The sequence below is a fragment of the Duganella hordei genome (assembly GCF_040369125.1).
Classification (GTDB): Bacteria; Pseudomonadota; Gammaproteobacteria; order Burkholderiales; family Burkholderiaceae_D; genus Rugamonas; species Rugamonas hordei.
This window is the reverse complement of sequence record NZ_BPWI01000009.1, coordinates 120512-134766: the sequence shown is the minus strand read 5'-3', so window position 1 is coordinate 134766 and position 14255 is coordinate 120512. Positions and strand designations below refer to the sequence as shown.

General features: G+C 67.4%; 14 protein-coding genes. 9 read left to right on the top strand and 5 right to left on the bottom strand.

All coding sequences use genetic code 11. From position 1 onward, the window contains the following. Window position 1: 1 nt before the first annotated feature. The 3 genes from ABWW33_RS20775 to copC all read right to left on the bottom strand — a co-directional run bounded on the left by ABWW33_RS20775 (window position 2) and on the right by copC (window position 2167). Window positions 2-850, bottom strand: coding sequence for a MipA/OmpV family protein (locus ABWW33_RS20775; RefSeq protein ID WP_353403536.1), 849 nt, complete (start codon window positions 848-850; stop codon window positions 2-4). Window positions 851-922: 72 nt separating this feature from the next. After that, entirely contained in the window at window positions 923-1798 is an 876-nt protein-coding gene (locus ABWW33_RS20770; protein WP_353403535.1) for a CopD family protein, read from the bottom strand. Continuing rightward, entirely contained in the window at window positions 1799-2167 is a 369-nt protein-coding gene (gene copC, locus ABWW33_RS20765; protein ID WP_176651023.1) for a copper homeostasis periplasmic binding protein CopC, read from the bottom strand. It lies immediately after the preceding gene. A 264-nt stretch (window positions 2168-2431) separates the two neighbouring features. Here copC and ABWW33_RS20760 point away from each other — a divergent pair, with 264 nt between their 5' ends. The 8 genes from ABWW33_RS20760 (at window position 2432) to ABWW33_RS20725 (ending at window position 10457) form a co-directional block, all read left to right on the top strand. Then, complete coding sequence (locus tag ABWW33_RS20760; protein WP_444551008.1) at window positions 2432-3292, top strand: GNAT family N-acetyltransferase; 861 nt, start codon at window positions 2432-2434, stop codon at window positions 3290-3292. Between the two features lie 2 nt (window positions 3293-3294). After that, window positions 3295-4242, top strand: a complete 948-nt coding sequence (locus tag ABWW33_RS20755; RefSeq protein ID WP_353403533.1) for a 2-hydroxyacid dehydrogenase — start codon at window positions 3295-3297, stop codon at window positions 4240-4242. Window positions 4243-4369: 127 nt separating this feature from the next. Next, complete coding sequence (locus ABWW33_RS20750; protein ID WP_353403532.1) at window positions 4370-5749, top strand: aspartate aminotransferase family protein; 1380 nt, start codon at window positions 4370-4372, stop codon at window positions 5747-5749. Between the two features lie 102 nt (window positions 5750-5851). After that, a complete protein-coding gene (locus tag ABWW33_RS20745; protein WP_176651026.1) occupies window positions 5852-6349 on the top strand; it encodes an Lrp/AsnC family transcriptional regulator in 498 nt (165 codons plus the stop codon). 170 nt (window positions 6350-6519) lie between these two features. Further along, complete coding sequence (locus tag ABWW33_RS20740) at window positions 6520-7626, top strand: tartrate dehydrogenase (RefSeq protein WP_176651027.1); 1107 nt, start codon at window positions 6520-6522, stop codon at window positions 7624-7626. Beyond that, window positions 7617-9101: an NAD-dependent succinate-semialdehyde dehydrogenase gene (locus ABWW33_RS20735; RefSeq protein WP_353403530.1), complete on the top strand. Its 1485-nt coding sequence runs from the start codon at window positions 7617-7619 to the stop codon at window positions 9099-9101. The genes ABWW33_RS20740 and ABWW33_RS20735 overlap by 10 nt, the downstream gene beginning before the upstream one ends. Further along, window positions 9098-10057, top strand: coding sequence for a M14 family metallopeptidase (locus ABWW33_RS20730; protein ID WP_176651029.1), 960 nt, complete (start codon window positions 9098-9100; stop codon window positions 10055-10057). Before ABWW33_RS20735 ends, ABWW33_RS20730 begins: the two co-directional genes overlap by 4 nt. Before the next feature lie 25 nt (window positions 10058-10082). Then, window positions 10083-10457: a cupin domain-containing protein gene (locus ABWW33_RS20725; protein ID WP_353403528.1), complete on the top strand. Its 375-nt coding sequence runs from the start codon at window positions 10083-10085 to the stop codon at window positions 10455-10457. Here ABWW33_RS20725 and ABWW33_RS20720 read toward each other — a convergent pair. Beyond that, window positions 10454-11173, bottom strand: a complete 720-nt coding sequence (locus ABWW33_RS20720; RefSeq protein ID WP_353403527.1) for a hypothetical protein — start codon at window positions 11171-11173, stop codon at window positions 10454-10456. The two genes, ABWW33_RS20725 and ABWW33_RS20720, sit on opposite strands and share 4 nt — an antisense overlap. Then, window positions 11155-12372: an acetyltransferase domain-containing protein gene (locus ABWW33_RS20715; protein ID WP_353403681.1), complete on the bottom strand. Its 1218-nt coding sequence runs from the start codon at window positions 12370-12372 to the stop codon at window positions 11155-11157. Before ABWW33_RS20715 ends, ABWW33_RS20720 begins: the two co-directional genes overlap by 19 nt. A 309-nt stretch (window positions 12373-12681) precedes the next feature. On the opposite strand from ABWW33_RS20715, the gene ABWW33_RS20710 reads away from it, so the two are divergent. Further along, window positions 12682-14244 (top strand): ABC transporter substrate-binding protein, encoded by a 1563-nt coding sequence (locus tag ABWW33_RS20710; RefSeq protein WP_353403526.1) that lies wholly within the window; start codon window positions 12682-12684, stop codon window positions 14242-14244. The last annotated feature ends 11 nt before the right edge of the window (window positions 14245-14255 follow it).

Genomic DNA, 14255 nt, shown 5'->3' with positions numbered 1-14255 from the left:
CTCATTCCCAGGCCCGCGCCAGCGAGCGGTAGGCCGTCCAGGTAAAGCCGACGCCGAGCGACAGTCCGCTGTTCTGGCGAAACAGCGGACTGTCGCGGTTGGCGGCGTGCGTGTAATTGTCGTAGCGGGCGAAACCGAATACGCGCCAATCGGGCGACACCCGGCGCGACAGGCTCAGGCCGAGCCGCGTCATCATCCAACCGCCCGTCGCGTGGTAGGCCGGGCGCGCGGCGTTGGCGTATTGCGGTGCGACTTCATAAAAATACCGGTTCAGGCGGGCATTCCCAAACACCGCGCCCAGGTTGGCGTCGGCCTGCCATCCGCCCGCCTTGTCGCCGGCCTCGAACACCACGCGCGGCTCAAACACCAGGCCCTGGCGCTGAAAACCATTTCCAAGCTCGAGCGGCACCCGCAGCGGCAGCTCCAGCCGCACGCGGCTGGCGGCCGTGGGCTCGGCCAGCAATACTTTCAGGCGCGGGCCGAACTCCAGCAGCGACTTCAAGTCCGGCATGCCGGCGCGGGCCGCCACGTCGCCGGAGCGGGCCGGCAGCGACAACGCGAACCCAAGATCGAGCTCGACCCGCTCGGTGTTGAGCAGGCGCGCGGCCACGCCGGAACGGTCGGCGCGCAGCACCTTGCCGCGATAGATCAGCAGCGGCAGCAACAGCGCGCGCGTGGAGCGGTCCTCGGCGCCCGGGTAGGCCGGCGTGGTGGCGGCGCCGCCGAACAGGCCCACTTCCCACAGCGGCAGATCCGCTGCCGGCGTTGGCTCCGCCTGCTGAGCGGCGGCTGGCGCCATCAGCGCCAGCGTTGCCAGCGGTGCCATCCCAGCCCACATGCGCTGCTTCATGGTTGCGTCCTCGCCGATCTTGCAAAGACAGACATCTTATCAGCTTGCCATCCCCGCCCACAACACGCTTGATCAACCGAAAGCCGGCGGCGCCTGGCCGGCCAGCACAGCAGCCGCCAGTACCGCCCCCGCCAACAGCAGCGACTCGATCCGAAGCACCAGCACCACCACCGGCCGGGCGCCGGCTTGGCCCGCAACGATGGCGGGAAAGCCTCGCAGTTTGTTGTAGCCACCCAATGCCACGGCCAGCGCAACCAGCACCAGCTTGACAGTCAGTGCCACGCCGTATGGGGTGGCGGCCAGGTTGTCCAACTTGCCCAGCCCGCGCCATGCGTTGAAGATGCCGGTGGCGACAATGCCGGCCAGAGCCAGCGTCGCCGCGTCCGACAGCTTGCGCAGATAGGCGTCCGGTGCCGCGCCGCCCCCGGCGGCGCTGGCGGGCAGCACCACCCAGGCGGCAACTGCAACGCCACCCACCCACAGCGCGATCAGCAGCAAGTGCAACCATTCAACCAGGAGCGGCAAGGTGAGCAAGCCCTGCTCAGCCGCGTGGCTGTTGGCGACGCGACTGAAGGCAAACGCAACCAGCACCGCCAGCGAGCGGCCCGGGCTCAGCGGCCAGAACGCCAGCGCCGCCAGGCAGGCGGCAGCGGCCCATGCGGCTTTGCCATAGTCGCTCTGCGCCAGCAGCATCCACAATGCCGCGCCGGCTTCGGACAGCGGCACATCGGCCATCGCCGCCGCCACCGCCCACAGCACCAGCAAATACGCCGCCAGGCAGACCAGCGCCGCCGCGCGACAGGACTGCTGCAACCACAACCGGCAGCGCAGTGTCCAGCCAGTGCCTTCGTTGCGCAGCCAGAATGCCGCCGTACACGCGCCCACCATCCAGGCCAAAGCCAGGTTCAACGCCCACACGGCGCCAACCTGCAGCAACATCGTCGTCATTTACTTGACCGAGAAGCCATACTGGCCGGTGCGGCGATGACCATCCGGTCCCACCGCCACCCAGCGCACGATGTAACGGCCGGACTTCAATGCCGGCAGCGCCAGCGTCATTTGTGCCGGATGGGCGGCATCGGTCTGCGCCTTGTCGGTGGGGACGACTTTGCCGGTCTCGTCCTGCAGCGCGATGGAACTGAAAGCGGGTTCGACTTTTTCGTTAAAGGTCAGCTGGACCTGCTGCGGCGCCTGCGGCAGCACGGCGTCCGCCGCCGGCAAGGAGGCCTGCAAGGTGGCGTGAGCCGATGCCGGCAAACTGGCCAGCGTGGAGACGGCCAGCAAGGCGCCCAGCGCCAGGGAGTGCAATCGTTGCATGTTGATTCCAATTCAAAAGTCGAGGGAGAGAGTGCGCTCCACTGTAAACGTTGCCCCCCTGGTAAGGTCAAGCGCTTTTTCGCGTCGCGATGCCACTCGACAGGGATGCGAAAAAAGCGATGCCCCGACAGCACTTTGTGCCGAAACGGCTGGCGCGCTTGCGACTTCCTTGCGTTCTTACTTCGGTGCTGGCGCGCCCCGCCGCGGCTGGGTTAGCATGGCTGCACGCTGCAACCACCAACACTGCTGAAGCACGGAGGAAATGTGAGTGATCCACAAACCGGAACCGCGGTGCGCTACCGCCGCATGACCGAGCAAGACCTCGACGCGGCGCACCGCCTGTCGCTGTCGGTGCGCTGGCCGCACCGGCTGGAGGACTGGGCCTTCATTCAACGCCTGGGGGCCGGCTATGTGGCTGAAAACGACGGAGGTCTGATCGGCACGGCCCTGTGCTGGAGCCACGGCACCGAATTCGCCTCGATCGGCATGGTCATCGTTACCGGCGCGTGGCAAGGAAAAGGCATAGGCCGCAAGCTGATGGCAATGGTGATGGCGGAACTGGGCAGCCGCAACGTGCTGCTGCACGCCACCGCCGCCGGCAGGGACCTGTATGCCCGCATTGGCTTCCAGCAGATCGGCGAGATTCATCAGCACCAGGGCACCGTCTTCAAGTCGCCGCTGATGCCGTTGCAGCCTGGGGAGCGCATCCGTCCACTCGGCTCGCGCGATGCCGCCAAGCTGGCGGCGCTGGGCGCCCGCGCCACGGGCATGCCGCGTGCCACGGTCATGGCCGCGCTGCAGGACGTGGCCGAGGGCGTGGTGATCGACCGCTATGACGAAGTGATCGGCTGCGCCATGCTGCGCCGCTTCGGCCACGGCTACGCCATCGGCCCGGTGATCGCGCCCGACATCGAACGGGCCAAGGCGCTGATCAGCCACTGGACCGGCACCTACGGCGGCGCCTTCCTGCGCATCGACGTCAGCGGCAGCAGCGGCCTCGGCCCGTGGTTGACCGAACTGGGGTTGGTGCAGGTCGACAGCGTGGTGGCCATGGTGCGCGGCGACGCGCCGCTGCCCGATCACGGCTTGCGCCAGTTCGCCATCATCAACCAGGCGCTGGGTTGAGCATGCGCTGGTCCGAGCTGCCGGCGGGCACCTTCCTGTACAAGGCCGATCCGCAGCGCGGCGCCGAGTGGGCGCGCCTGTTCGCCCGCCACGCGCCGCAGCTGGACTTCCGTATCTGGCCCGACGTCGGCGATCCGGCCAAGGTACGCTACCTGGCGGCCTGGCTGCCGCCCGACGACCTTGGCGCCTTTCCCCGGCTGGAGCTGATCTTCTCGGTCGGCGCAGGCATCGACCAGTTCGACCTGGCCGCGCTGCCGCCGGAGCTGCCGCTGGTGCGCATGGTCGAACCGGGCATCGCCGCCGGCATGGCCGAGTATGTGACGCTGGCGGTGCTGGCCATCCATCGCCAATGGGCCACGTATGCGGCGCAGCAGCGCAAGCACGCGTGGCGCGCGTTGCGGGTGCGTCCCGCGTCGGCCTGCCGCGTGGGCGTGCTGGGACTGGGCGTGCTGGCGCAGGCCGCGCTGGCGCAGCTGGTGCGGTTGGGCTTTGACTGCGCCGGCTGGAGCCGCTCGGCGCGCGCGCTCGACGGCGTGGCCTGCCACGCCGGCGCCGCCGCGCTGCCGGACTTCCTGGCCCGCTGCGACATCCTGGTCTGCCTGCTGCCGCTGACGGCCGACACCCGCAACATCCTGAACCGGGCCCTGTTCGATGCGCTGCCGCGCGGCGCCGCGCTGGTGCACGTGGGTCGCGGCGGCCACCTGGTGCAGCAGGATCTGCTGGACGCGCTGAACGACGGCCAACTGGCGCAAGCGGTGCTGGACGTGTGCGAGCCGGAGCCGCCGCCTGCCGACCATCCCTTCTGGGAGCATCCCGCCATCGTGCTGACGCCGCACATCGCCAGCATGACGCAGCCGGAAACGGCGGTGACGGTGGTGCTGGACAATCTGCTGCGCCATCATCGCGGTCAAGCGCTGGAAGGCCTGGTCGAGCGCACGCGCGGCTACTGAGGCGCAGCACAATCTGCCGCCGCTGCCGGAAATTCGCAATTTCGATGCGCTGCGCCGACGACAATCGCCAGCACTGGCTGCGGCAACGGTCCTAAGATGGTGACAGACCATTACACGGATCGTCATCATGCCCAACACCTCCCTCGTCGACCTCGATCGACAATTCCTGATTCACCCCGTCAGCAACTTCCGTCAACATGAACAGCGCGGCGCCGCCGTGCTGGCGGCCGCCCAGGGCGTCTACCTGCGCGACGACGCCGGCCGGGAACTGCTGGACGCCTTCTCCGGCCTGTGGTGCGTCAACACCGGATACGGCCACGAAAGCATCGTCCAGGCAGCCAATGAACAGATGCGGCGCCTGCCCTACGCCACCGGCTACTTCGGCTACGGCTCCGAGCCGGCCATCCGCCTGGCCGCCCGGCTGGTCGAACTGGCGCCGGCCTCGCTGCGCCACGTCTACTTCACGCTGGGCGGATCGGACGCCGTCGACAGCGCGCTGCGCTACATCAGCTATTACTACAACGCGCTGGGCCAGGAGCGGCGCACCCAGTTCATCTCGCTGCAGCGCGGCTATCACGGCTCGTCCTCGGTGGGCGCCGGACTGACCGCGCTGCCGGTGTTTCATCGCCATTTCAACCTGCCGCAGGCGAACCAGCACTACCTGCCCTCGCCCTATGCCTACCGCAGTCCGCTGGGCGACGACCCGCAGGCCTTGATCGCGGCCTCCGTCGCGGCGCTGCGCGCCAAGGTGGCGGAACTGGGCGCCGAGCGCGTCGCCGCCTTCTTCTGCGAGCCGATCCAGGGTTCCGGCGGCGTCATCGTGCCGCCGCGCGGCTGGCTCAAGGCCATGGCCGATACCTGCCGCGAACTGGGCATCCTGTTCGTGGTCGACGAAGTGATCACCGGCTTTGGCCGCACCGGACCGCTGTTCGCCTGCGAAGCCGAGGGCGTGCAGCCCGACATGATGACGCTGGCCAAAGGCCTGACCGCCGGCTATGCGCCGATGGGCGCGTTGATGATGTCGGACCGGATCTACCAGGCCATCGCCGACGGCGCCGGACCGGAGCTGGCGGTCGGCCATGGCCAGACCTATTCAGGCCATCCGGTCAGCGCCGCCATCGGGCTGGAGGTGCTGCGCCTGTACCACGAAGGCGGCCTGCTGGCCAACGGCGTGGCGCGCGCGCCGCAATTCGAACAGGGCCTGCGCGACCTGCTGGCGCATCCGCTGGTGGGCGACGCCCGCAGCCGCGGCCTGCTGGGCGCGCTGGAACTGGTGGCCGACAAGCACAGCAAGCGCCAGTTCGCGGCGGAGCTGAAGCTGCACGAGCGGGTGGCGCGCGCGGCCTACGATCAGCAGCTGGTGTTCCGCGCCTTCGGCGACAACATCCTCGGCTTTGCGCCCGCGCTGTGCTACACCGCCGATGAATTCACGCTGCTGTTCGCACGCTTGCGCGCCACGCTGGACCAGGTGCTGGCCCAGCCCGAGGTGCGCCAGGCGTTGTCGTAAGCGCGCCACCGCGGCGCCGCGCAGGGGCCTTGTAAGGCATTACCGCCATGCTACAATCACCCCGGGCGCCGCATCATTGTGGCGCATCGGGCAAGGGAGCTTATGTTAGAAGGTGCTTTCAAACTGGACAGGATCGATATCCGCATCCTGTCTCACCTGCAGCAAAGCGGCAGGATCGCGAACGTCGACCTGGCCGATGCGGTCGGCTTGTCGCCAAGTCCCTGCCTGATCCGCGTCAAGCGGCTGGAAAAAGCCGGCTACGTGACCGGCTATGGCGCCCACATCGAACTGGAAAAAATCGGCAACGTGCAGCTGGTGTTCACCCAGGTCACGCTGTCGGACCACCGCCGCGAAGACTTCGTCAAGTTCGAGGCCGCGGTGCGCAAGATCGATGAGGTGGTCGAATGCCATCTGGTCAGCGGCGGCTTCGACTACCTGCTGAAGTTCGTCACCACCGGCGTGGTGCACTACCAGACCATCATCGAGGGCTTGCTGGACCAGCACATCGGCATCGAAAAATACTTCAGCTACATCGTCATCAAGTCGCCCTTCACCAAGGGTTATTACCCGGTCGAAAAGCTGTTCACCCAGAACAGCTGACCAGCATCCCGGCGGCGCGGCACAATCTGCCGCCGCCGCGCGAAATTCGCAATTTCCCACCCGTCGTCCCGCCCCAATTCCGCGTCACCCGCCAGCCTTCCTCCACTACCATGGTCTCAGCAGTTCCCGGCCGGCGTCCGCCGCCCGGCAATCACTGACCGACCACACACATGAGCCAAACTTTTCATATCGCCGTCATCGCGGGTGACGGCATCGGCAAGGAAGTCATGCCCGAGGGCCTGCGCGCGCTGAACGCGGCGGCCGCCCGTTTCGGCATCACCCTGCGCTACACCCATATCGAATGGGCCAGTTGCGACTACTACGCCCGCACCGGCCAGATGATGCCGGACGACTGGAAGCAGCAACTGTCCGCCATGGACGCGATCTACTTCGGCGCGGCCGGCTGGCCGGACGCGGTGCCCGACCACATATCGCTGTGGGGATCGCTGCTGAAGTTCCGGCGCGAATTCGACCAGTACATCAACCTGCGCCCGGCGCGCCTGTTCGAGGGCGTGCCCTGCCCGCTGGCCGGACGCCGGGCCGGCGACATCGACTTCGTCATCGTGCGCGAAAACACCGAAGGCGAATACTCGTCGGTCGGCGGCATCAGTTTCGAAGGCACGCCGCGCGAAGTGGTGATGCAGCAGGCGGTGTTCTCGCGCCACGGCACCGACAGGGTGCTGCGCTTCGCCTTCGACCTGGCCCAACGACGCAAACGCAAGCACGTCACCGTCGCCACCAAGAGCAACGGCATCTCGATCAGCATGCCGTGGTGGGATGGACGCGCCGCCGACATGGCCGGACACTATCCGGACGTGGCCTGGGACAAGCAGCACATCGACATCCTGTGCGCCCGTTTCGTGCTGCAGCCGCAGCGCTTCGACGTGGTGGTGGCCTCCAACCTGTTCGGCGACATCCTGTCCGACCTCGGTCCGGCCTGCACCGGCACCATCGGCCTGGCGCCGTCGGCCAACCTGAATCCCGAACGCAGCTTCCCCTCGCTGTTCGAGCCGGTACACGGCTCGGCGCCCGACATCTACGGCAAGAACATCGCCAACCCGATCGCCATGATCTGGTCCGGCGCGCTGATGCTGGACTTCCTCGGCCAGGGCGACGCCGCCTGCCGCGCCGCGCACGACGCCATCGTCGCCGCGATCGAAACCGTGCTGCTGAACGGCCCGCACACGCCCGACCTGGGCGGCCAGGCCTCGACCACGGAGCTGGGCCAGGCCGTGGCCGCCGTGATCGCATCGATGCCGGAGGCGCCATGCCACTGACCCTGACCCGCGCCGCCCTGCTTTGCGGCGCCAACTACATTGCCGGCGTCTGGTGCGCCGGCAGCGACGCCCTCGCCTATGAGGTCTGCGACCCGGCCGACGGCATCGCCTTTACCACAGTGCCGGACAGCGGCGAGGCCGATGCCGCCGCCGCCGTCGATGCCGCCGTGGCGGCCTTCGAGGGCTGGCGCGCCCGCAGCGCGCGCGATCGCGCCCAGCTGCTCAAGCGCTGGCACGCGCTGATCATCGCCAATACCGACGACCTGGCGCGCCTCATCTCGCGCGAACAGGGCAAGCCGCTGGCCGAGGCACGCGGCGAAGTGCTGTACGGCGCTTCCTACGTCGAATGGTTTGCCGAAGAGGCGGTGCGCTGCTACGGCGACGTGATCCCGGAACCGGTGCGCGGCAAGAAGCTGATCGTGGTCAAGGAAGCGGTCGGCGTGGTGGCCGCCATCACGCCCTGGAACTTCCCGCTGGCGATGATCGCCCGCAAGATCGCGCCGGCCCTCGCGGCCGGCTGCACGGTGGTCGCCAAGCCGGCGGAGGACACGCCGTTGACCGCGCTGGCACTGGTCAGCCTGGCGCACGAGGCGGGCATTCCGCCGGGAGTGCTGAACATCGTGACGGCCTCGCGCGCGCGCACCCCGGCCGTGGTCGGGGTCTGGCTGGCCGACGCGCGCGTGCGCAAGATCACCTTCACCGGCTCCACCGCGGTCGGCAAAAGCCTGGCGCGCGATTCGGCCGCCACGCTGAAAAAACTGTCGCTGGAACTGGGCGGCAACGCGCCCTTCATCGTGTTCGACGACGCCGACCTGGATGCCGCCGTCGACGGCCTGATGGCGGCCAAGTTCCGCAACGGCGGCCAGACCTGCGTCAGCCCGAACCGGGTCTACGTGCAGGACGCCGTCTACCAGCGCTTTGCCGAGCGGCTCACCGCCCGCGTGGCGGCGCTGAAGGTCGGCCCGGCCGCCGATCCCTCGTCGCAGATCGGCCCCATGATCAACCGCCGCGCGCTGGACAAGATCCAGGCCCACGTCGCCGACGCCCTGTCGCACGGCGCGGTGCTGATGTGCGGCGGCGAACAGCTGCATCCGCCCGGCGCGGACGGCCCGACCTACTACGCGCCCACCGTGCTGGGCGAGGCCAGCCCGCGCATGCAGCTGGCGCAGGAAGAGACCTTCGGCCCGGTGGTGCCGCTGTTCCGCTTCCACACCGAGGCCGACGTGGTGGCGCAGGCCAACCACACGCCTTTCGGGCTGGCGGCCTATTTCTACGCGCGCGACATCGCCCGCGTATGGCGCGTGGCCGACCGGCTGGAGACCGGCATCGTCGGCATCAACGAGGGCGCGCTGGCGGCGGAGGCGGCGCCGTTCGGCGGCGTCAAGGAATCGGGCTATGGCCGGGAAGGCTCGCGCTACGGCCTGGAAGACTATATGCACACCAAATATCTCTGCATGGGCGGACTGCAAGCATGACACTGGAAACCTATCCGATCGAAGTCGAATTCCCCGATTTGTCGGCCTATGCCAAAGGCAACACCGGCATCCCCTACGTCTACACCTTCGACAGCGGCAAGCCCGGTTGCCATACCATGATCAACGCCCTCACCCATGGCAACGAGGTGTGCGGCGCGATCGCGGTCAAGGCCCTGCTGGACGGCGGGCTGCGCCCGCGCCGTGGCCGCATCACGCTGTCTTTCGCCAACGTGGACGCCTACCGGCGCTGGGATCCCGAGCGGCCCGACGCCTCGCGTTTCGTCGACCAGGATCTCAACCGCGTCTGGCAGCCCGCCATCCTGGACAACCTGGAACTGGACAGCGTCGAACTGCGCCGCGCGCGCGCGATGCGGCCGCTGGTCGACACGGTGGACTTCCTGCTGGACCTGCACTCGATGCACGAACGCTGCGCGCCGCTGAACGTGTGCGGGCCGCTGGACAAAGGCATCGCCATGGCCCAGCGCCTGGGCGTGCCGTCCTACATCATCAGCGACGCCGGCCACCAGGAAGGCTGCCGCCTGCGCGACTATGGCGCCTTCGGCCAAGCGGGAAGCCCGCGCAATGCGCTGCTGATCGAATGCGGCCAGCATTGGGAAGCGCAGGCCGTCACCGTGGCCAAAAACAGCTGCGCGCGCTTCCTGCTCTTGTGCGGCAATATCGACCTCGGCGATGTCCCGCACGGCTGGCTCAAGCCGCATCCCGAGCAGCGCCACGTGGTGCGCGTTACGGACGCGGTGGTGGCCAGCGGCTCCGACTTCCGCTTCGCCGCCCACTACACCGGCCTGGAGACCTTTCCCGAGGCCGGCACCGTCATCGGCTGGAACCAGGGCGAGACGGTGCGAACGCCCTATCCCAATTGCGTGCTGGTGATGCCGTCGCTACGCCAGCTGCGCGCCGGCGTGACCGTGGTGCGCCTCGGCCGCCTGCTGACCTGACTCTCCATCAACCAAAGGAAAACCCATGACCCATCCCACCATCGTGCACTTCCACGACATCGCGCCCGAGACCACGGTCCAGTATCCGGACCCCGAACGCCGCATCAAAGGCAATCCGAAACGCACCGCGCGGGAATATTTCGCCAACCAGCTGTACGGCGTGCGCGCCGGCACCTGGCAGGCCGAAACCGGCTCCTACCGCATCGCACTGGCGGCCGACAAGCATGAATTCTTCCACATCATCAGCGGCCACGTGATCGTCTCGGCGCCGGACGGCAGTCAGTCCCGCCATTTCGGGCCGGGCGACAGCGGCGTCATCACGCCGGGATTCGAGGGAATTTTCGAGATCGTGGAAGCGGCCAGCAAGTTCTGGGTCGTGACCGAGCACGCACCCGCTTAACGCTGCAGCTGCACTCCCAGATACAACACCAGCCGGCGCCGCGCTTCGCGGTCGCCGGCGATATCGCGTCCGGCGCTGGCCTGCAACAGCAGGTCCGCACCCAGGCTCCACTTGCCGCCGGCGCTCAGCAGGGTCTGACCGCGCGTGCCGGCGGCCCGCGAGTGATCGAGTTCGATGCGGCACTCCAGTTGCGGCAGGCACTGCCGCATCACCTTGACGCCCGCGCGCCATTCGTCCGGACCGCGCTGCACCAGGTTGCGGCCCACTTCGGCGAACAGGCCGGCGTCGCCGCTGCGGAAACCCGCCAGCAGCGGAAGCAGCAGGCTGTGTCCCTGTGGCGCCACGCCGCGCGCGGCCGACGTGCCGGACGGCGTCCAGGTGAAGCGCGGATACCAGCCCAGGGCGTAGCCTGCCTCGGGCGCATCCAGCCAGCGCCATTTCACGCCGGCGGTGGCGGCGCCCAGGCCCGATTTTGCGCTCTCCCCGCCCTGGCTGGCATTGATGAAGGGCTGGGCCAGCAGCAGCTGCAGATGGTCGGACAGGCCATGGCTGACATCGATCGCCGGCAGCGCGCGTTCGCGGCTGCCGGCGTGCAGTTCCTGCGCCGCGCCGAGATTGATCTCCCAGCGTCCGGCGCCGACCATGTCGGTGTCCTCCGTCGCGGCCGCCGGCAGCACGACGCCCAGCAGCAGCACCCTTAGAAATAACGTACCCATGCCTGATCCGACGTCCGCTTGAAATTGGCGAAGGCGCGGCAAGGCACATACAACACCGGCATCAAAGCCAGCGCCACCACCCACACCGGCCACAGCTGGTCGACACCAAAGCGCGCGCCATGGTTGGCGCCGAACAGCGCCACCAGCACATGCTGCAGCGCCAGCAGCAGGTACAGGTGCAGCAGGTAGTAGAACATCGGCGCGCCGCCGAAGGTCGCGCAGGCGCGCGTGAACCAGTTTTCCAGCGGCTCCATCACGGCCAGGGCCAGCATGCCGGTGCCGATCGTCATCAGCAGGAAGTCCAGCGACGGCGGGTATTTGGTGAAGTTAAAGAAGGACATGACCGTCTGCACGGCGGTCGCGCCATGCACCCAGGGCAGTTCCTCGCCATAGATGTTAAAACCGCGCAGCACCGCCAGCAACAGCAGCGACGCCGCGCCCAGCATCAGCAACAACTGCCGGCGGCGCTGCGGATCCATCGCCTTCGCGTACAGCGGGCCGGCGGCGTAGCCGAGCAGGATCACGCCCACCCACGGCAGCAGCGGATACGTCACCTTGAGCTTGACCGCGCCGTCGGCCACCAGGAAGCCGCGATGCAGCAGGATGGTCCAGGCATCGTAGGCGACGCCGCCCTGTTCAAAACTGATCCAGGTCAGCGCATTGTGGCCGAACACGATCAACAGGCCGACCGCCCCCAGCAACTGGAGCGGCAACCGGTGCAGCAGCGCCAAAACGATCATCGCCAGCCCGATCACCCAGATCACCTGCAAATACAGCACCGGCGGCGGGAACTGGCCGGCCCAGGCGAAGTTGACCACCACCAGTTCCAAGCCCACCAGCAGCAGGCCGCGCTTGACCAGGAAGCCGGTCGCATTGCGCGGACCGACCGCCGGATGGGCGTACAACCAGGCCGACAGGCCGGTGAGGAAGACGAACATCGGCGCGCAGAAGTGCGCCGCCATGCGGGTGAAGAACAAGGCCGGCTCGGTGGCGGCGACCGTCATCGGGTCGGTGACCTGCATGTGCAGGTACAGCGTCTCGCGCACATGATCGAACAACATGATCAACATGACCAGGCCGCGCAGCACGTCGATGACCGCGATGCGCGAGCGGACGGCCTGGCCGGCCGGATTGGCGGCCGCCGGTGCGGCCTGCTTGTGCGCCCACAGGGGGGGATTGTGAATACTGGTGTGGTCCATCATGCGTGTCCTGCCCATTTATCTGGTTATAGAATACTCCGCGAGGGGCCGCCCGTCGCCTTGCGGGAGCGGGTTGGCCACCAGGTCATTGTACGGACGGGGATTGGTTTTTTCTGCTTAGTTGGGCCCCGCAGGCGATGTTTGGGCAGTAAAGTTCGCCGTAGCTCAGCATATTCTACGGTCGGCAAACTATGCTGAAGCGGGCCGGAAAAACCGTCGTTTGTGCGCTGCATGGCGCCGCAAACGCCACAACTGCCATGGCGGTTTATGATGTAATGAAGCTATTGAAACAGGCTGGAGGCATATCTGATGAAATCCGAGTATCCCGCGCCAGCGGCCGCTTGCCCGTCCCCGCAGCGCCGTACGTTGTTGCGCGGCGCCGCCGGTGCTCTGCTGTTGCCGGCCAGCGGCGTGCTGCAGGCGGGCCAGCAACCGCGCCGGGGCGGCATGATGACCATCGCCACCCAGTCCAGCTCCAATGCCGACACCCTGGACCCGGCCAAGGGCGCGCTGTCGACCGACTACCTGCGCGCCCACATGTTCTACAACGGCCTGACATCGCTCGACAGCCAGCTGGCGGCGCAGATGGTGCTGGCCGAGGAGATCGTCACCGACGACGCCATCACCTGGATCGTCCGCCTGCGCAAGGGCATCCATTTCCACGACGGCAGAGAGTTGACCTCGGCCGACGTGGTGTATTCGCTGAACCGCCACAACGATCCGGCGGTCGCGTCCAAAGTGCGCGGCGTGGCGCAGCAATTCGACAGCGTGCGCGCGACAGGGCCGTTGACGGTGGAGATCACGCTCAAGGGCGCCAATGCCGACCTGCCGGTGATGCTGGCGACCTCCCACTTCGTCATCATCCCGGACGGCACCACCAACTTCGCCACGGCCAACGGCACCGGCGCCTTCAAGTGCAAGGAGTTCACGCCGGGCGTACGCACCATCGGCATCCGCAATGAACATTACTGGAAGCCCGGCCTGCCCTACCTGGACCAGGTATCGCTGTTCGGCATTCCGGACGAATCGGCGCGCATCAACGCGTTGCTGTCGGGTGACGTGCACTGGGTGAACGAAGTCAATCCACGCTCGACCAAACGTATCAAGGGCGAGCCCGGATACGCGGTGCTGGACAGCCAGGGCGGCCTGTACACGGACCTGATCATCCGCCAGACCGTAGGCCTGGGCCGCAATCCCGATTTCACGCTGGGCATGAAGTACCTGATCGACCGCGAACAGATGAAGCGCGCCGCCTTCCGCGGCTACGCCGTGATCGGCAACGACCAGCCGATCGCGCCGTCCCACCGCTTTTACTTCGCCGGCCTGCCGCAACGCCCCTACGATCCGGAACGGGCCAAATTCCACCTGCGGCGCGCCGGTGCGCTGGGCTTGACCTTGCCGGTGGTGGCCTCGGTGGCCGCCTCCGGCTCGGTGGACATGGCCATGCTGCTGCAGCAGTCGGCGCAAAAGGCCGGCTTGAACCTGGCCGTCAAACGGGTGTCCGCCGACGGCTACTGGTCCAATCACTGGATGAAATCGCCCATCGGCTTCGGCAACACCAATGCCCGCCCCAGCGCCGACATGTTGTTTACGCAGTTCTTCAAGTCGGACGCGCTATGGAACGAGTCGGGCTGGAAGAACGAGCAGTTCGACCAGCTGTTGATCCTGGCGCGGGCCGAAACCGACGACACCAAACGCCGTCAGTTCTACGCCGACATGCAGGTGCTGGTGCATGAAAAATGCGGCGTCGGCATCCCGCTGTTCATCAACAACCTGGAAGGGATCAGCACCGCCGTGCGCGGCGCCATCTCCCATCCACTGGGCGCCTTCATGGGCTATACCTGCGCCGAGCAGGTCTGGCTGGACGCCTGACACCTCTTCAA